Source organism: Vibrio sp. 10N.222.55.C7, assembly GCF_041473335.1.
Classification (GTDB): Bacteria; Pseudomonadota; Gammaproteobacteria; order Enterobacterales; family Vibrionaceae; genus Vibrio; species Vibrio crassostreae_C.
Genome location: NZ_JBFRSC010000053.1, coordinates 88,747 through 108,155, shown reverse-complemented (window position 1 = coordinate 108,155; position 19,409 = coordinate 88,747). Strand labels below are relative to the sequence as shown.

13 protein-coding genes and 6 tRNA genes are annotated in these 19,409 nt (G+C 45.1%); 13 read left to right on the top strand and 6 right to left on the bottom strand.

What is annotated here, in order from left to right:
• The first annotated feature begins 84 nt into the window (after positions 1-84).
• A tRNA-Ser gene (locus AB4482_RS18760) sits at positions 85-175 on the top strand.
• Positions 176-291: 116 nt separating this feature from the next.
• Here the strand turns inward: AB4482_RS18760 and ilvY are convergent.
• Positions 292-1,182 carry an HTH-type transcriptional activator IlvY gene (ilvY, locus tag AB4482_RS18755; protein ID WP_017061966.1) on the bottom strand — a complete coding sequence of 297 codons (891 nt, stop codon included), beginning with the start codon at positions 1,180-1,182 and terminating at the stop codon, positions 292-294.
• A 146-nt stretch (positions 1,183-1,328) separates the two neighbouring features.
• Between ilvY and ilvC the strand changes: the two genes are divergently transcribed.
• Positions 1,329-2,813: a ketol-acid reductoisomerase gene (gene ilvC / locus AB4482_RS18750; protein ID WP_017061965.1), complete on the top strand. Its 1,485-nt coding sequence runs from the start codon at positions 1,329-1,331 to the stop codon at positions 2,811-2,813.
• A 162-nt stretch (positions 2,814-2,975) separates the two neighbouring features.
• On the opposite strand, the gene ubiK is transcribed toward ilvC, so the two are convergent.
• From ubiK to AB4482_RS18730, 4 genes are all read right to left on the bottom strand, one after another.
• A complete protein-coding gene (ubiK, locus tag AB4482_RS18745; RefSeq protein ID WP_017061964.1) occupies positions 2,976-3,227 on the bottom strand; it encodes a ubiquinone biosynthesis accessory factor UbiK in 252 nt (83 codons plus the stop codon).
• A gap of 119 nt (positions 3,228-3,346) precedes the next feature.
• The gene (locus tag AB4482_RS18740) at positions 3,347-6,475 is read right to left on the bottom strand and encodes a multidrug efflux RND transporter permease subunit (protein ID WP_017061963.1); all 3,129 of its coding nucleotides are present in this window, start codon (positions 6,473-6,475) and stop codon (positions 3,347-3,349) included.
• 11 nt (positions 6,476-6,486) lie between these two features.
• Positions 6,487-7,593, bottom strand: a complete 1,107-nt coding sequence (locus tag AB4482_RS18735; protein ID WP_017061962.1) for an efflux RND transporter periplasmic adaptor subunit — start codon at positions 7,591-7,593, stop codon at positions 6,487-6,489.
• Between the two features lie 18 nt (positions 7,594-7,611).
• Positions 7,612-8,193 carry a TetR/AcrR family transcriptional regulator gene (locus AB4482_RS18730; protein WP_017061961.1) on the bottom strand — a complete coding sequence of 194 codons (582 nt, stop codon included), beginning with the start codon at positions 8,191-8,193 and terminating at the stop codon, positions 7,612-7,614.
• 180 nt (positions 8,194-8,373) lie between these two features.
• Here AB4482_RS18730 and rep point away from each other — a divergent pair, with 180 nt between their 5' ends.
• The gene (gene rep, locus AB4482_RS18725) at positions 8,374-10,392 is read left to right on the top strand and encodes a DNA helicase Rep (protein ID WP_017061960.1); all 2,019 of its coding nucleotides are present in this window, start codon (positions 8,374-8,376) and stop codon (positions 10,390-10,392) included.
• 81 nt (positions 10,393-10,473) lie between these two features.
• Here rep and AB4482_RS18720 read toward each other — a convergent pair whose 3' ends face one another.
• The gene (locus AB4482_RS18720; protein WP_017063036.1) at positions 10,474-10,887 is read right to left on the bottom strand and encodes a cytochrome c5 family protein; all 414 of its coding nucleotides are present in this window, start codon (positions 10,885-10,887) and stop codon (positions 10,474-10,476) included.
• A gap of 298 nt (positions 10,888-11,185) precedes the next feature.
• Between AB4482_RS18720 and AB4482_RS18715 the strand changes: the two genes are divergently transcribed.
• From AB4482_RS18715 to AB4482_RS18670, 10 genes are all read left to right on the top strand, one after another.
• Positions 11,186-11,262, top strand: a tRNA-Arg gene (locus tag AB4482_RS18715).
• A gap of 48 nt (positions 11,263-11,310) precedes the next feature.
• Positions 11,311-11,386: transfer RNA gene (locus tag AB4482_RS18710), tRNA-His, on the top strand.
• A gap of 77 nt (positions 11,387-11,463) precedes the next feature.
• Positions 11,464-11,540, top strand: a tRNA-Pro gene (locus AB4482_RS18705).
• A gap of 44 nt (positions 11,541-11,584) precedes the next feature.
• A tRNA-His gene (locus AB4482_RS18700) sits at positions 11,585-11,660 on the top strand.
• 55 nt (positions 11,661-11,715) lie between these two features.
• Positions 11,716-11,792 (top strand) — tRNA-Pro (locus AB4482_RS18695).
• Between the two features lie 890 nt (positions 11,793-12,682).
• Positions 12,683-14,410: an ABC transporter ATP-binding protein gene (locus AB4482_RS18690; RefSeq protein ID WP_017060132.1), complete on the top strand. Its 1,728-nt coding sequence runs from the start codon at positions 12,683-12,685 to the stop codon at positions 14,408-14,410.
• Positions 14,411-14,504: 94 nt separating this feature from the next.
• On the top strand, positions 14,505-16,058 hold the full coding sequence (locus AB4482_RS18685; RefSeq protein ID WP_017060133.1) for an ABC transporter substrate-binding protein: 1,554 nt from the start codon (positions 14,505-14,507) through the stop codon (positions 16,056-16,058).
• 178 nt (positions 16,059-16,236) lie between these two features.
• Positions 16,237-17,214 (top strand): ABC transporter permease, encoded by a 978-nt coding sequence (locus AB4482_RS18680; RefSeq protein ID WP_017060134.1) that lies wholly within the window; start codon positions 16,237-16,239, stop codon positions 17,212-17,214.
• A gap of 2 nt (positions 17,215-17,216) precedes the next feature.
• A complete protein-coding gene (locus AB4482_RS18675; RefSeq protein WP_017060135.1) occupies positions 17,217-18,155 on the top strand; it encodes an ABC transporter permease in 939 nt (312 codons plus the stop codon).
• 187 nt (positions 18,156-18,342) lie between these two features.
• On the top strand, positions 18,343-19,305 hold the full coding sequence (locus tag AB4482_RS18670; protein WP_029235875.1) for an SPOR domain-containing protein: 963 nt from the start codon (positions 18,343-18,345) through the stop codon (positions 19,303-19,305).
• The last annotated feature ends 104 nt before the right edge of the window (positions 19,306-19,409 follow it).

Sequence of the window (19,409 nt, the reverse complement as noted above, 5' to 3'; positions counted from 1 at the left end):
GACATCGCCAGGCTTTAAATATCGTTACCTGTGTATACATGTAACAACATCTACAGTGTACTAATCTGTTGATGACAATTTTTTGGAGGGATGGCTGAGTGGTCGAAAGCACCGGTCTTGAAAACCGGCAACCGTTAATAGCGGTTCTAGGGTTCAAATCCCTATCCCTCCACCACCATTAGAAAGCCCGCTGAGAAATCAGCGGGCTTTTTTCTTATCTGCGATATACATAAATAAAAGGGGAAGGGCACTGACGTGCTCTTCCCTTTTTTGTATTTAAAACAATGACGACTAGTCCGCTAAATATTTCCCTTCTGCAACTTGCCAGAACGCTCGAATTAGAGGGTTATCTAGCTGTGCTCGCTTACAACATACGCCTAACTCAAATGGCTTGATAGGTTCTATCTTTAAGCGGCTAACTTTATCTCTTACTGGACTGTTGTTTATGACCACATCAGGTGCGATGCCAACTCCACATCCTAGTGCCACCATACTTACAATCGCCTCATGGCCAGAAACTTGCGCGTATATGTTGGGTTTTATCTTCATCTTTTTAAACCATGCATTGGCTCGTTCACGCGCTGTTCCTGCTTCTGGGATGATAAAGGGCACTTCATTCCAGTTTGGCTTATCGGATTGCAGTTGTTGGCTAAAGCTACTCACACCAGATGGAATGATGACTGACAGTGGAATATCGCTGATGGTTTCGAATTCTAACCTTGAAGGAAGGATGTCTGGCTTTGCTGAAATCGCGATATCCGCTTCATCGTTTAAGATCTTGTCGATGGATTGAGCTGGATCACCAGTAGAGAGCTTAAATTCAATATACGGATGAATAGCCCTAAATTCGGTTATGAGTTCAGGTAGGTGACTGTAGCTAGCCGTTACTGAACAAAATATACGGATCTCACCTTTAAGTTCTTGCTCTCCGCCCTTCAGGTGAAGGTTATATTGCTGCCACTCTCCCACGATGCTCAATGCTACAGGCAATAGGTGTTTTCCTGCTGGGGTAAGATCAACACTGCGGTTGTCTCTGATTAGCAGTTCTTGTCCTGTTTCCTCTTCAAGCTTTTGTATCTGACGGCTCAGCGCTGAAGGACTGACGTGCATAGCAGCAGCGGTTTTGCTGAAACTCTTGCTGTCGCATAAATGTATAAATAATTGTAGAGATTTTATGTTCATGTTCTGCGATCGTTTCCATGTTGCATTTATTGCAATAACTAATTGTGAATATATCACTTTCAGCAACGGAGTGTCTGTTTTAGTATGAAGTCATTCGATAGAGAGATATCGACCTTACGGACTTATTTTTAAAGGAGTGCCCTAGAATGGCTAACTATTTCAATACATTAAACCTTCGTGAACAACTAGACCAATTAGGTCGTTGCCGCTTTATGGATCGTGAAGAATTCGCGACAGAAGCTGAATACCTTGAAGGTAAGAAAATCGTAATTGTTGGTTGTGGTGCTCAAGGCCTAAACCAAGGTCTAAATATGCGTGATTCTGGTCTAGACGTATCTTACGCTCTACGCCAAGCGGCAATTGATGAAAAGCGTCAATCATTCAAAAATGCTGATGAAAACGGCTTTGTTGTGGGTAGCTACGAAACGCTAATCCCTCAAGCAGACCTAGTAATCAACCTTACTCCTGATAAGCAACACACAAACGTTGTTGAAACAGTAATGCCTCTAATGAAGCAAGGCGCTGCTCTTGGTTACTCTCACGGCTTCAACGTTGTGGAAGAAGGCATGCAATTACGTGCTGACCTTACTGTAGTAATGGTTGCACCTAAGTGTCCTGGCTCTGAAGTTCGCGAAGAGTACAAACGTGGCTTCGGTGTACCAACACTTATCGCTGTTCACCCAGAAAACGACCCTAAAGGCGAAGGTTGGGATATCGCTAAAGCTTGGGCTGCAGGTACTGGTGGTCACCGTGCAGGTTGCCTAGAGTCTTCTTTCGTAGCAGAAGTTAAATCTGACCTGATGGGTGAGCAAACTATCCTTTGTGGCATGCTACAAGCGGGTTCTATCGTATCTTACGAGAAGATGATTGCTGATGGCATCGAACCTGGCTACGCAGGCAAGCTTCTACAATACGGTTGGGAAACGATTACTGAAGCACTTAAGTTTGGTGGCGTAACTCACATGATGGATCGCCTATCTAACCCGGCTAAAGTTAAAGCGTTTGAGCTTTCTGAAGAGCTTAAAGACCTAATGCGTCCGCTTTACAACAAGCACATGGATGACATCATCTCTGGTCACTTCTCTAGCACAATGATGGCTGACTGGGCGAACGATGACGTGAACCTACTAGGCTGGCGTGAAGAGACAGGCGAAACTGCATTCGAAAACTACCCAGCTTCTGACGTAGAAATCTCAGAGCAAGAGTACTTCGACAACGGTATCCTAATGGTTGCTATGGTTCGTGCCGGTGTTGAGCTAGCATTCGAAGCTATGACGGCATCAGGCATCATTGATGAGTCTGCTTACTACGAATCTCTACATGAGCTTCCACTAATCGCAAACACAGTTGCTCGTAAGCGTCTTTACGAAATGAACGTTGTAATCTCTGATACTGCTGAGTACGGTAACTACCTATTCGCTAACGTAGCAACACCGCTACTACGTGAGAAGTTCATGCCTTCAGTAGCAACGGACGTCATCGGCCGTGGTCTAGGTGAGACATCTAACCAAGTTGATAACGCTAAGCTAATTGAAGTAAACGAAGCTATCCGTAACCACCCTGTAGAATACATTGGTGAAGAGCTACGTAGCTACATGAGCGACATGAAGCGTATCGCTGTTGGCGGTTAATCTTCCAGTTCATCACTGAATAAAAATAGCCCTGAACATTTGTTCGGGGCTTTTTTATGCTTGCAACTATTTTACCGGTGAAGGCTTGATAGATTGAGGAAAAAATAAAGGCTTACCCGAAGGTAAGCCTTTATTCGAACTTGAACTGATTGAAAAAAATGACTATTTGTCTGAAAGCTTTGCTTCTAGTTCAGCCAGTTTTTGTTCCATTTCAGTGAGCTTCTGGCGAGTGCGAAGCAGTACTTGTGTTTGAACATCAAACTCTTCACGGCTCACAACGTCTAGCTTGTTGAGTTGGCCTTGGATAACTTGGCGAACTTTTTGGTCTACGTCTGAACCAAGCTCTTTTACTGGTTGAGGCATAGAATCGTGGATCTGCTTAGCAATTTGCTCTAGTTTTTTTGGATCAAACATATCAATTAAAACTCCTGAATATTTATCACTATTCTATTTAATCACATCAAAGATGTCGCCTATGGCGTACAAAAAAAGGCCACCGAAGTAGCCTTTTTATTGTTAATACGACAGGGAAATTACTTATTGTTAGCTAATTCTCTGTGCGCCGCTTTTGCTTCATCAACACGGGCCAGCTTCTCGAGATCTTTATCTTCGAGGAAAACTGGAATTGGTTTATGTTTTTCGGCTAAGTAGCTATAAATAACCGGCAGAACAAACAGCGTAAACAGCGTACCAATCGCCAGACCAGCAACGATAACAATACCGATACTAAAGCGCTGAGCTGCACCTGCACCCGTGGCGTACATCAATGGGATCAGGCCTGCAATCATCGCCGCTGTTGTCATTAGGATTGGACGTAGACGTACCCTTGCCGCCTCCATAACCGCCTCTTTGCGTGATAATTTATTATGCAGCTGCTCTTCTTTTGCTACCTCACAGATCAAGATACCGTGCTTGGTAATCAGACCAACCAAGGTAATCAGCCCCACTTGCGAGTAGATGTTCATCGTCGCTGCGCCCCAAGCGAGCGCAATCAATGCACCACATATTGCGAGTGGCACCGACACCATGATAACCAATGGATCTTTTAACGACTCAAATTGAATCGCCAGAACCAAGAAGATGATCGCCAGTGCTAAACCGAACGTCACATACAGTGCGCTGCCTTCTGTTACAAACTGACGCGACTCACCCATGTAGTCATGGTTATAGCCTGCAGGTAATTTGGTTTGGGCAATGTTTTCAAACCAGTTTACCGCATCACCCATCGCCGCGCCCGGCATAGGAACCGCACCGACCGTCGCTGAGTTCAACTGGTTGAAGTGAGGAAGAGAGCGAGGCTCTGCCACCACATCAATTGTTACCAAGCTACCGAGAGGAACAGCATCACCATTGCTGGCTCGAACGTAGTAATGATTCATTGACTCTGGGTTTAAGCGGAACTTACGCTCAACCTGAGGGATCACTTCATAAGAACGACCGTTGAGGTCAATACGGTTAACGTAACCATCCGACATCATGGTGCTTAGGGTGACACCGATATCTTGCATCGTTACCCCATAAGCGCCCGCCATATCTTTATCAATTTGAATCTTCATCGTTGCTGAATCGTAGTTCAAATCAAGGTCAGAGTAGACAAAGAGAGGGCTATCTTTCACATCCGTTAAAATATCGGTTGCGATAGCGAATAAGCTCTCAAAGCTGCTTGGTGTGGTAATCACAAACTGGAGTGGTAGACCAGAACCGGCACCCGGCAACTCTGGCATTTGGAACGCGGTTACTGCCATGCCTGGGATATCTTGTAGCAATCCACTGATACGGTTCGTTACCTCAGATTGGCTAGCCGTGCGCTCACTCCATGGCACCATTGAGGCAATACCAAATGCTTGGTTTGAGTTTGGTACACCAGTGAAGGATTGAGCGTATTGGATTTCAGGCTGGGTCACCAAGATACCGCTCACGTCATCCATCGTGTTACTTAGGTAGTCTAGGTTAGCCGTTGATTGACCAGTACCAATCATCATCACCACCCCTTTATCTTCTGCAGGGGCAAGTTCACTTGGGATGAATTTAAACAGCATCGGCAAGCTTAAAAATACAATGACCGCAAAGCCAATGATAACCGGACGATGATCCATGATCGCATGCAGCATCTTAGAGTAACGGCCTGTCATACGATCAAGTACGCTGTGTACCTTCAGTTCAAACTTACTCGGCTGTGCATTTTCTTTTAGCAGCTTTGAACACATCATTGGAGACAGTGTTAAAGCGATGATTCCAGAAACAAATACCGCGCCAGCGAGGGTTAATGCGAACTCTTTAAACAGCGAGCCTGTGATACCACCCATCATTGCGATAGGGGCATAAACCGCGCCCAATGTCAGTGTCATTGCAATAACCGGTACTGCAATTTCACGGGTACCAATGATGGCAGCCCTGAAAGGAGATTCCCCCAATTTGACGTGTCGATCGACGTTTTCCAGTACTACGATTGCATCATCAACCACTAGACCGATTGCTAATACCATCGCCAGTAGCGTCATTAAGTTCCATGAGAAACCCATGACTTGCATCACCATCGCAACACCAACCAGCGATAAAGGGATGGTTACGATAGGAATGATAACCGCACGCAATGAGCCTAAGAATAGCGTGATAACCACTAATACAATCAGCGCGGCTTCAACAATCGTGTGTATAACCTCTTGAATGGATTCATTAATCGCAATGGTTGAGTCATACATGATATTCATGCTGATATTGCTTGGTAGGTTTCGCTCCAACTCAGGATACAGCTGCATAACATCAGCAGCAATGTTGATCGGGTTAGCACTTGGCGCTGCATTGATGGCGGTTACAACCGTTTGTTTGCCATTAGCACTTGCGCGAACCACATCGTGGCTTTTTTCTAGTGAAACCTTAGCAATATCACCTAAGCGAACAATAGAACCGCCATTTTGACTGGTTTTGACCACCAACCTTTCTAATTCATCGGTATTGGTTACTTGGGTATTGGCACTGCCGTTGTACAGCATAAACTCACCAATTGCTTGGCCAGTTGCTGATTGGTAGTTGTTTGCATTAAGCACCGTCATCACGTCAGTGGCTGTCAGGTTTAATGCTGCCATTTTGGAAGGATCAAGCCATACACGTAATGCGTATTTGATCCCGCCGTACAAGTCGACCTTTGATACGCCATTAACGGTAAACAGTTGTGGGTTAACCACTCGCTCAAGGTAGTCGGTAATTTGGCTTGCAGAGAGTTCATCACTCGTAAAACCAATGTAGAGTACCGCCGTTGTTGAACCGGTAGACATAGTTACGGTTGGATCTTCGGCTTCTTTAGGAAGCTGAGAACGTACCGAGTTAGTCTTGGCCAGTATGTCAGACAGCGCGGCATTCGGGTCGGTATTGAGCTTCATATTGACCGTAATAGTCGAGCTACCGAGTACGGACTGCGACGTCATATAATCAATATTATCGGCTTGAGCGATCGCTTGTTCTAATGGCTGAGTTATAAAGCCTTGGATCAGATCGGCACTGGCACCGTAATAGCTCGTCGTGACCGTCACGATCGTATTTGTCATGTCTGGGTATTCACGAACCTGCATTTTGAAGATTGCTTGGAAGCCAAGCAATGCGATCAAAAAGCTGATTGAAATAGCCAGAACTGGACGTTTAATAAAAACATCAGTAAAGCGCATGATTCCTCCAATTACAGCATTGGTGTTTCAGCTGGCGGCGTCGTTGCATCACTTTCTACAACTCGAACTTTAGCATTGTTACTTAAACGAACTTGACCCGTTGTCACGACAACATCGCCAGGCTCTACGCCTTCCAGTATGTGAGCAATACTTTCTGTACGTTCACCTACTTTCACCACTTGTTGTTTCACACGCTGCACACCATCTTCTTCACGTAAAATATAAACATTGTCACCGTAAAGTGTGAAAGTGATGGCCGTCTGAGGCAGTGTCACTTGGTTTGCTAGTTTAGGTAGAATGATGTTAGCGCGCGCAAACATACCGCTACGTAACTTACCATCGTTGTTTGGGATATCGGCTTGTACTTGGATAAGACCACTTTGGATGCTAACCGCAGGCTCAATGGCACTAATAGAACCTTTAAACGGTTTTTCTGGGTATGCATCAACGAAGATGTCGATCGCCTGACCAACCTCAATACGAGAGATGTCATTTTGAGAAATAGTGAAGCGTAGGCGCATAACACTGGTGTCTTCTAGGCGAACGATGTCAGTGCCAGATTGTAGGTATTGGCCTAGATACACATTACGAATACCGACAGTGCCGTCAAACGGAGCGCGGATCTCGCGACGGGCAATCGATGCTTTAAGGCTTTCAATATCAGCTGAAAGAGAGAAGTAGTTAGCTTCTGCTTCATCGTACGCTTCTTTAGAAATAGAGCCTTTCTTGAATAGCCCTTGGTAGCGCTTGTATTTAGCTTCAGCAGCCGGTAAGCGTGCCTCAGAGCTTTTTAGATTGGCTTTCTCTACATCAGAATCAAGGCGGATCAGTTGTTGGTCATTTTTAACCTCAGTACCTGATTCGAAAGAAATTTGATCGATAACACCGCTGGTTTCGTTCGCTAGTGTCACACCTTGGTTAGGTTCGATGAAGCCGATAGCTTCAATCACTGGAACCCAGTCGATCGGCTGAACTTCAGTTACCGTTACTGGAAACTCTGGTTCAGGGCGGTTGGCCATATACTCAGCAATTTTTTGTTGTTTGAACATGTTAAACCCAATAACGCTGCCGAAAAGTAGTACAGCGATGAGTAACATGAAGAAAGTCCACTTTTTCATTATGGTCAAAACTCCGATCTAGTGTTTAATTATTGCGTCCCAACTGGCTTCGATTGCAGATTCTAGTTCTGCCTCATCAAGTTGGTAAAATCCTAAAGAATGCTTGCGTGCTAGAGAAACACTAGCCGCCAAGCTCAATCCACCTAATACTTCATTGTTAAGTGGTTTAAACAATCCTTGTTCTTTCCCCTCATTAAATAGCAGCTCAACTTGGGCAAACATTTTACGTTCTAGTTCCCTGAAGTTTAGGCTATTTGTGATGGGTAGAGAGTCATACTGAACCCGATTTTTTATTGCGGCTAAATTCGTTCCTGCTAAGTTCCATATGTTCAACCACATAGTACGGTAGCGTTGTTTAATTGGATCCGAATCATTAACCCCTTGTTGAACAGCATCAGCTACTCTTTGAGTCACGAGCATTCGAACATCTTCTATCAAATGCTCTTTATCATCGAAGTAGCGATAGATAGTGCCTGCAGCCACTCCCGCTTCTTTGGCTAATTTTTGCATTGAAAGGCCTTGGAAACCGACCTCTGCAATTAGCTTTTCAGCTGCAGAAAGTATTTGCTGGCGTTTATCCCGAGGTGCATGAGTTGTCATATTTCAACCACCAATGAATGAACGTTCATTCATTATAGCCTAATAACCACACACATGTGCAACAAAGTTTTACATAATCAGCGTAAAAATCTTGTATAAGAGAACGTAGCATTCGTGCTGTTGCAGCATTATTATAGGCGCGCAATTGAATTCGCCCCTCTAGACCAAACTGAGAATCAAATGAAACTGAACCCAAGACAAGATGAAGCCGTGAAATATGTTTCGGGCCCCTGCTTAGTATTAGCGGGCGCTGGATCCGGTAAAACACGTGTTATCACCAATAAAATTGCTTATCTGGTTCAGGAATGTGGCTATAAGGCGCGTAATATTGCGGCGGTGACCTTTACTAATAAAGCGGCACGCGAGATGAAAGAGCGTGTTGGGCAAACTCTAGGTAAGGGCGAATCGAAAGGGCTGATTGTTTCGACTTTTCATACCATGGGCTTAACCATCATTCGCCGTGAATACAAAGCGCTGGGTTTGAAAGCGGGTTTCTCTCTGTTTGATGACCAAGACCAGTTAGCTTTGTTAAAAGAGTTAACAGAGAGACAGATCGATGGTGATAAGGATTTGCTACGCGCTTTAATGAGCACCATTTCGAATTGGAAAAATGACATGCTGACGCCAGATCAGGCGAAAGCACGTGCTCAAGGCGAACAAGAGCAGTTGTTTGCATTCTGTTTTGAGATGTACCAGAAACAGATGAAGGCATACAACGCACTCGATTTTGATGATCTGATCGCGATGCCTGTATTACTACTGAAAACCAATCAAGAGGTGCGTGAGCGCTGGCAGTCGCGTATCCGCTATTTACTGGTCGATGAATACCAAGATACCAACACCAGCCAATATGAGTTGGTTCGTTTACTGGTGGGAGAGCGTGGTCGCTTGACAGTAGTTGGTGACGATGACCAATCTATCTATTCATGGCGTGGTGCAAAACCGCAAAACTTGGTGTTGCTGGGTGAGGACTATCCGAATCTTCGTTTGATCAAACTCGAGCAAAACTATCGTTCAACCAGTCGAATCTTACGTGCGGCGAACATCTTGATCGCCAACAACCCACACGTTTATGAAAAGTCACTGTTCTCAGAGATCCCAGACGGTGAAAAGCTCAAGGTACTGAATGCTAAGAATGAAGAGCATGAAGCAGAGCGTATTACCGGCGAGATCATCGCCCACAAGTTTTTGAACCGTACTGAGTACAAAGATTACGCGGTGCTTTACCGTGGTAACCACCAATCGCGCTTAATTGAAAAAGCGCTGATGCAGAACCGCGTGCCCTACAAGATCTCTGGCGGAACCTCTTTCTTCGCTAGAGCCGAAATTAAAGACATCATGGCTTACCTACGAGTGTTGGTGAACCCTGATGATGACAACGCCTTCCTGCGTATTGTAAACACGCCTCGCCGTGAGATAGGCCCGGTTACGCTAGAAAAGCTAGGTAGCTATGCCAATATGCGTGGTAAGAGCTTGTTTGAGGCCAGCTTCGAGATGGGCTTAGAGCAGACACTGACGGGGCGTGGTTTAGAAAATTTGCGCCGCTTCGGTGACTGGATTGTTCGTATCTCAGACAATGCCGAGCGTGGTAATACGGTTGAAGCCGTTCGTTCTTTGGTTCGTGACATCAACTACGAAGATTGGTTGTACGAAACCTCAGCGAGCCCTAAAGCCGCTGAAATGCGAATGAAGAACGTCTCTGATCTGTATAGCTGGATTGTGGCCGATCTTGAGGGTGACAACTACGATAAAGAAGAGAAAACCCTGCGCGAGGTGGTTCAACGTTTAACGCTGCGCGATATGATGGAGCGTGGTGAGGATGATGACGATGCAGATCAAGTCCAATTAATGACATTGCATGCATCGAAAGGTCTAGAGTTCCCATATGTATTCCTGATGGGTGCAGAAGAGGGCATCTTGCCGCACCAAACCAGTGTCGATGAAGGCAACGTAGAAGAAGAACGTCGTCTTATGTATGTGGGGATTACTCGAGCGCAGAAAGAGCTGACTTTTACTAAGTGTCGTGAACGTCGTCAATATGGTGAATTAATAAAGCCAACACAAAGCCGCTTCCTCGATGAGCTGCCGCACGATGATGTGGAGTGGGAAAGCGTTAAGAAGCCTCAATCCGCTGAAGAAAGAATGGAAAAAGGGCAGGCGCACATTGCGAATATTCGAGCGATGTTCAACAAGAAGTAATGCCCTACTTTAATCGCACTATATAGAAGCCAATAAAAAAGGTGACCATGAGGTCACCTTTTCTGAATCTGGCATTTTTAATTACAGACCGGCAATCATGTGCTCGATAGCATCTTTGATTTCGTCGTCTGAACAATCCATACATGAACCTTTCGCTGGCATCGCATTGAAGCCGTTGATTGCGTGGTCAGCTAGAATGTCGCGACCTTGAGCAATGCGAGGACCCCAGTCACCAGCATCACCTGTTTTAGGTGCGCCACTTACGCCAGATGCGTGACAAGCGATACAAAAGGTACCGTAAACTGCTGCGCCATCACGAGGGCCTGTTGGTTCTGCGGCTACTGGCTCGCTGCCGACTAGGTAAACTTGGCCAACTGGTTTGATGCGTTCAGCAATTGCATCGTGCTCCGCTTCGCTTAGGCCTGCAGCCATTGCGCCAGTTGAAAAGGTTAAAACTGCGATGACAACGCTTAAAATTCGACGAGACATATCCATTAAACTCACTTTACATTCCCAAGGTAAGTACATGCTTACCAATTTATAGTGTTGGAAGGGTGTTTTGGCTTTAACCAGCAAAGAGCAACTGTTAAACCAATGTAAATAATGGGTGATTATATCCCGATAAGTTGTTGCAATAAACAACAACTTATAAGCTGTGGCGGGTTGTAGTACTCAAATAAGGGGTTTATCACATATTAACTGTCGAAAAAGAGACCAAACAGAAAAAAAAGTTAAAAAAGTACTAGACGGCATTGGGTGATATACGTATTATTCCACTCCGCCGACAGGGCATGCGCCTGTAGCTCAGCTGGATAGAGCGTTGGCCTCCGGAGCCAAAGGCCGAAGGTTCGAATCCTTTCAGGCGCGCCATCCGGTCTCTTACTTCGGTAAGTGAGAAATTGGCAAAAAGAAATAATGGTGGCTATAGCTCAGTTGGTAGAGCCCTGGATTGTGATTCCGGTGGTCGCGAGTTCGAATCTCGTTAGCCACCCCATTCTTTCTTTACAAAATATCGGTAGCTTCGGCTTCCAGTGTTGATTCATTATTCCCAAGAGTCGATAAAAAACTAGTCGGTGAATAGCGCAGCTTGGTAGCGCATCTGGTTTGGGACCAGAGGGTCGGGGGTTCGAATCCCTCTTCACCGACCACTATTTCAATAATCGCTTTTAAGCGGTTATATAAAAAATTAGTGGTGGCTATAGCTCAGTTGGTAGAGCCCTGGATTGTGATTCCGGTGGTCGCGAGTTCGAATCTCGTTAGCCACCCCATTAATTTTGGTAGCTTCTTTGAAGTTCCCAGTTTGAGAAATCAAACGAAACGTCTCGGTGAATAGCGCAGCTTGGTAGCGCATCTGGTTTGGGACCAGAGGGTCGGGGGTTCGAATCCCTCTTCACCGACCACCTTAAGAAGCCCTAGTCAAAAGACTAGGGCTTTTTTACATCTGAAACTTAGATAACTTGAACAGAGTGGGGTTCGCCTGATGTTCAAAGAATGTCTCTTCACTGATCACTTAAGAAGCCTCAACTAGCCGTCCGCGTCAGAAATGACGGGGCTTCTTACATCTATCTCCCCTTCTTATATAAGACAGATTCCTAACGATCTGCTTGATAATGGTGCTGCTACAGAGTTGCTTTCTTTATCAAATGTACAGTTCTATATCTAATTTTATATAAATGGAGTGCTCAATAATTCGACATATTAATGGGTTTGGTCTAAAGACTTTAATGAAAAGTGAAACCTGACCCTAAATTTGCTCACTAAGGCCTGAATTTGACAGCTTTGTACGCATTTGGTCGTTCAAAAACTCCTCTGATTTATTAGGCCTTTCGTTTGTCTGTTTTGTATTTACCAAAATAATACAGATGGTTAAATGTATGGCTAATTAACGTTTATCTGGTTGTTTTATTTGTTTAAATTAACAAAATTAGCGTTTGTTTCTATAGTGTTAATTGTTTTTTGGAATAATTATTTGTTTTTAGTGACTGGTAGTGAGATCTGCTTTGAAGCACGGCTTTAACTCTACAAGTAAGTAGTGGTAAGGAGTTTGTGAGTATTTCTTGCCGATAATATAATGTTGATTTTTCTTACTATATGCTCTTTTGGTGAATAGTTATGTGGCACTTTTGCTTGCTAAGCGTTTAATGTCGACTTTTTATCCTATTTTTGTTGCTTTTCTGTGAATTATTTGCCAAATTGTCAACCGTATAAAATATCAGAACAATATTCTGGTAAGAATGGATTCAATTTTGCAGACAGGGCAGAAAGCTGCCAAAGCAGTAGAGGTCTGGTAATGTCACTTTTAGAAGTAAAAAATCTTCGTATCGAATACCCATCTCGTCATGGAGTTCACGCCGCAGTTAAATCACTTTCGTTCAACATTGAACGTGGTGAGATTGTTGGTGTTGTAGGCGAGTCTGGTGCAGGTAAATCAACAGTAGGTAATGCTGTGATCGATTTGCTGAGCCCTCCTGGCCGCATTGCTAGCGGCGAGGTATTTCTGGATGGCGAAAAAGTCTCTGGTTTATCTCCTGAACAGATGCGTTCTGTTCGCGGCTCAAAGATTGGTTTTATCTTCCAAGACCCAATGACTTCTCTTAACCCTCTATTCACAGTAGAACAGCAGTTAAAAGAGACGATTCATGCCAACATGAAGGTTTCGGATCAAGAAGCCTACCAGCGCTCATTAGACTTGATGAACCAAGTGGGTATCCCACAACCAGAAAACCGTTTAAAGCAGTACCCTCACCAATTCTCTGGCGGTATGCGTCAGCGTGTGGTTATCGCGATCGCATTGGCAGGTGAACCTGACCTAATCATCGCAGATGAACCAACAACAGCACTGGATGTTTCTATCCAAGACCAGATCTTGGGTTTGATTCGCGACCTATGTATTAAGAAGAACGTAGGTTGCATGTTGGTCACGCACGACATGGGCGTGGTATCTAACGTTACCGACCGCGTAGCCGTTATGTATCGTGGTGACTTAGTTGAGTTTGGCCCAACAGCGAAAGTTCTGGGTACTCCTGAGCACCCATATACACACAGTCTTATCTCTGCGGTTCCTCGTTCGGATCGCAAACTCGATCGTTTCCCTCTTGTTAGCTACATCGAAGAAGCACAAGAGATGGAACCATTGGATGTGAAGAACCACTGGTTAGGTCAAAGCCAAGATCACCGTGATTACACTGGCCCTCTGTTGAACGTTGAGAACGTAAACTTACGCTTTACTACCAAAGATTCTTTCTTTGAGAGCCGTCGTGAGTACGTTCAAGCATCAAACAACGTGAGCTTTGAAGTGCATGAAGGTGAGACGTTTGGTTTAGTAGGTGAATCAGGTTCAGGTAAATCAACGATTGCTCGTGTGATTGCTGGCTTGTACGCACCAAACTCAGGCAAGGTAACGTTTGAAGGCGTTGATCTTACTGGTCTGAAATCTGAAAAAGAACGTCGCCCTATGCGTCGTCAAATGCAGATGGTTTTCCAAAACCCTTACACATCAATGAACCCTCGAATGAAGATATTCGACATCATTGCTGAACCTATCCGATTCCATAAGCTTACTCGCAACGAAAATGAAACTCGTCAGATCGTGAACGACCTGCTAGAGCACGTGGGTTTAGGCAAAATGGCTGGGGTGAAGTACCCACACGAATTCTCAGGTGGTCAACGTCAGCGTATTTCTATCGCTCGCGCTTTGGCGACTCGCCCACGTCTTTTGATTTGTGATGAACCAACATCGGCACTGGACGTGTCGGTACAGGCTCAGATTCTTAACCTACTAAAAGACTTACAAGACGAGCTAAACCTAACCATGCTGTTCATCAGTCACGATCTACCGGTTATTCGCCAAATGTGTGACCGTGTTGGTGTGATGCAGATGGGGACATTATTGGAGGTTGCGCCAACGGAGCAGCTGTTCCAATCACCTCAGCATGAATACAGCAAACAACTGATTTCTTTAATGCCTGAATTTACAGGCTTAAGAGAAGAAAAAGCAGTGGCACAAGCCGCGGTATAAAAATCAGCAGGCTGGAGTTTAGCTTGCTAACAACAATAAACAGACGCAAATACAACAACTAGGGATCTGGATTCCCGCATGAAGGAGTTATGCAATGAAAACCATGAAAAGCAAATTAGCAGTAGCTTTAATGGCAGCTGGCCTAAGCTTTAGTGCAGCAGCAGCAGATATTACCGTTGGCTACGCAGCTGACCCAGTATCACTTGACCCGCACGAGCAGCTGTCTGGTGGCACACTGCAAATGTCTCACATGGTGTTTGACCCTCTAGTACGTTTCACTCAAGAGATGGATTTTGAAGGCCGCCTAGCATCTAGCTGGGAGCGTGTTGATGAAACGACTTTCCGCTTCAACCTACGTAAAGGTGTGAAATTCCACTCTGGTAACGAACTGACTGCTGATGATGTTGTGTGGACTTTTGAACGTCTACAAGCTTCTCCAGACTTTAAGTCTATCTTCACGCCATACGAAAAAATGGTAAAAGTGGATGACTACACAGTTGAGCTAGTATCAAAAGCGGCTTACCCACTAGTACTACAAACAGCAACTTACATCTTCCCAATGGACAGCAAGTTCTACTCTGGCCAAACAGCGGAAGGTAAAGACAAGTCTGAGCTAGTTAAGCACGGTAACTCGTTTGCTTCGACTAACGTTTCAGGTACTGGTCCATTTATCGTAACGCAGCGTGAGCAAGGCGTTAAAGTAACGTTCGAGCGTTTCAACGATTACTGGGACACAGAAACTGAAGGCAACGTAGACAAGCTAACACTTGTGCCAATCAAAGAAGACGCGACACGTGTTGCAGCACTTCTTTCTGGCGACGTTGATATGATTCACCCAGTAGCACCAAACGATCACAAGCGTGTTAAAAACGCTAAGAACATCGATCTAGTGACGCTACCTGGTACTCGTATCATCACGTTCCAAATGAACCAAAACAGCAACGAAGCACTTAAAGATGTTCGCGTTCGTCAGGCGATTGTTCACGCAATCAACAACGAAGGTATCGTTAAGAAGATCATGAAAGGCTTCGCAACAGCAGCTGGTCAGCAAAGCCCAACAGGCTACGCGGGTCACAACGAAGACCTAGTTCCTCGTTACGATCTGAAAAAAGCGAAAGAGCTGATGAAAGAAGCGGGCTACGAAGATGGCTTTACGCTAACTATGATGGCTCCAAACAACCGTTACGTGAACGATGCGAAAGTAGCGCAAGCGTCTGCGGCAATGCTGTCTAAGATTGGTATCAAAGTTGATCTTAAAACTATGCCTAAAGCACAGTACTGGCCTGAGTTTGATCTATGTTCAGCAGACATGATGATGATCGGCTGGCACTCAGATACAGAAGATTCAGCTAACTTCAACGAGTTCCTAACTATGACTCGTAACGAAGAGACTGGCCGTGGTCAATACAACTGTTCTGGCTACTCAAACCCAGAAATGGATGCGATCGTAGAAGCTTCTAACACTGAAACTGACCCAGTTAAGCGTGCTGAAATGCTGAAAGGCGTTGAAGCAACACTTTACAACGACGCAGCATTCGTACCGCTACACTGGCAAAGTGAAGCGTGGGGCGCGAAGTCTAACGTAGGTGCAGCAGACGTAGTAAACCCAATGGTTATGCCTTACTTCGGCGACCTAGTTGTAAAATAATCTAGCTTGCTAGAATCGAGAGCCTGAAGCTTTTCAGGCTCTCAAATTATTAAGATATAGATTTAAGTTTCGGTATTTGGTCTTCCTTCAGTCTGGCTAAATACCTTTTTTAAGACTGAATTTTGTTATCTAGTCGCGGATTTCGACTAGATAGTCATGGATAGATAAGGGGCAAGGAATGGTTACGTTTCTGGTCAAGCGCCTGTTTCAGGCACTGATAGTGATGTTTGTGATCAGTTTGGTGGCGTTTGCCATTCAGGATAACCTGGGCGACCCGTTGCGTGAGTTAGTCGGTCAATCTGTTTCAGAATCGGAGCGTCAAGCGCTGCGTGATGAACTCGGCTTAAATGATCCCTTCATTACAAAATACACTCGCTTTGTGGGCGCAGCTCTACAAGGTGATCTTGGTACTTCATATTTCTTTAAACGCCCAGCTGTGGACGTAATCTTAGATAAACTAGTCGCAACGCTTGAGCTTGTGTTCGGCGCTTCTCTGATCATTGTTTGTCTGTCGATTCCACTTGGCGTTTATTCTGCAATACACCCAAAAAGCTTCTTCACTAAACTGGTGATGGCGGGCAGTAGTATCGGCATTTCTGTGCCTGTTTTCTTAACCGCAATCATGTTGATGTATGTATTCTCTATTGAGTTAGGTTGGCTGCCGTCGTTTGGACGTGGTGAGACCGCAAACTGGTTTGGCTGGGAGTCTGGTTTCTTAACGCTCGATGGCCTTGCACACTTAGTGCTGCCGAGTATTGCTCTAGCATCTATCATGCTGCCTCTGTTCATTCGTCTAGTACGCTCTGAAATGCTAGAGGTTCTTAGCTCTGAATATATCAAGTTTGGTAAAGCAAAAGGCCTAGCGCTGAACAAGATTTACTACCAACACGCTTTGAAAAACACAATGCTGCCAGTACTAACGGTAGGCGGTGTTCAAATCGGTACTATGGTGGCTTACACCATTCTTACTGAAACTGTATTCCAGTGGCCGGGTACCGGCTTCCTATTCCTTGAAGCGATTAACCGAGTGGATACACCACTGATTACCGCATACGTTATCTTCGTTGGCCTGATCTTCGTAGTAACTAACACCATTGTTGACCTGCTATACGGCATCATTAACCCAACAGTGAACATCACAGGGAAAGGAGCATAATCATGGAACAAACAACAACAGCTCCATCTCGTTGGGAGCGATTCAAGCAGTCAGACATTCTGTACTACTTCTTACGTGACAAAGTGGCAATGGTGAGCTTCGCTATCTTTGCAGCTTTCCTTGTTATGGCATTAGCGGCACCTATTCTAGCGCCAACAGACCCGTATGACGTGACGTCTATCGACATCATGGATTCTGAGTTGCCACCATCTTGGATGGAAGACGGCGAAGAACGCTTCCTACTGGGTACTGATGAGCAGGGTCGTGACATCTTATCTACGATGCTTTACGGCTCGCGTCTGTCATTGACGATCGGTTTCCTAGCGGTAGGTCTTCAGCTGACTCTCGGTATCATCATTGGCTTGTCTGCAGGTTACTTCGGTGGTCGTATTGATAGCTTCCTGATGCGTTTTGCCGATGTTCAGCTTTCGTTCTCAACCATGATGGTTGCGATCATTGTCTCGGCCATCTTTAAGGCGAGTTTCGGTAGTGACTTCTACGCGCAATATGCGGTTGTTATGCTGGTGGTGATCATCGGTATTGCTGAATGGCCGCAGTATGCTCGTACGATTCGTGCATCGGTATTGGCAGAGAAGAAGAAAGAGTACGTAGAAGCGGCACGTGTGATGGGCTTTAGAGCGCCTCGCATCATGTTCCGCCATATTCTGCCTAACTGTTTATCACCGATTTTGGTTATCTCTACGGTACAGGTGGCAAATGCCATCATGTCAGAAGCGGCACTTTCTTTCCTAGGTTTAGGTCTTCCGGTAGACCAACCATCACTCGGTGCCCTGATCAGTACTGGTTTTAACTACATTTTCTCAGGAGCATGGTGGATCACAGCATTCCCAGGTGTGCTTTTGGTAACATTGGTTCTCGTTATTAACCTATTAGGCGACTGGTTACGTGACGTGTTTAACCCGAAAATTTATAAAGGGTGATAGCCCGGTTTGATTTTTAGTAAAAAAAGTCACTAAATTAAGAGCCGTAAGCAATTACGGCTCTTTTTTTGCTTAATGGATCTGGAACTTAGTATTATTGACAGTGTCAATAATAGTTAAAATGGAATTCATGTTTTATCGACATAGATTCGGTAATAATTAGCCCGCAAGGGTTTAAGTGGTGGTTATGAAATTGACAATGAATGCTGTATGTCGTGCTGTGACGAGAAATTATCGTATGGGACTTATCGCTGCATCTCTTTTGGTATCGAGCCAAGTGAATGCAGAGTCGGTTCTATGTGATGCAACTCAGGCAAGCACCAACCAATTACCACAGCTAGAGCAATCATGTCCGATCGGTAAGGGCGTGTGGGGCAGTAAAGCACCTAAACGTCATTCAGATAACGAGCTGTTTTGGGTTCAATGTGGCCTGCTGAACAAGCCTTTGTCACTGAGCCGAGCAAAGCCTCTGTATGAGAAGATCTCGACCAACGTTTGGATGAAGCCGGAAGGCGGAGACTACCGTTGCTTAATCGGACCTTATTCTACCTTCTCTGATGCGAGAAAAGACCTAGCTCAGGTGCGTAAGGTTTCTGGTTACGGTGAAGCCTTTATTCGTATGGTCGATAAGTCGAAAACCTCATCACAGCCTATTGTGGCAAAACCAGCAGAGCCAAAAGCGGTGACGCACAAGGCTCCTGCAAAAGTAGAAGCTAAGCCTGCACCGAAACCTGTGGCTACTAAGCAAGTGGCGGCGGTAGCGAGCGCTGCAGCAATTCAGACGCTACCAAGCGGTAACGCGAGTTCAGACAATGATCTAGAGATCGAGATTCGCGTGAAAGCAGACATTGCGGGTAGCCAATATGCTATTCCTTACCTTCTAGATCATCAACAACAGTTCTACATGGAGCAAGGTAAGCCTTGGAGCCGCCTAGATTACGATAGCGCTGAATTGGTGTGTAATCAGGTCAACATGAAGCTGATGAGTGAGAAGCAATGGCAAAGCATCTTGAGCTCAAAGGTTATGGAAAAACAGAACTGGCCAATGCATCTCCCTTATTGGGGCGCAGATAAGAAAGGTCTGTTTACCAACGGTAACGTCAACCAGTTGAAAGGTTCTTCATTGCTTAATGTGATGTGCGTTAAGTAACGACGACCGTTACCAAACCAAATAAGCCTCAGCCATTGCTGGGGCTTTGTTGTTTATACGCCTCTCTTTTTCAACATCGGTTCGACTTTTAGACACTCGTTCTT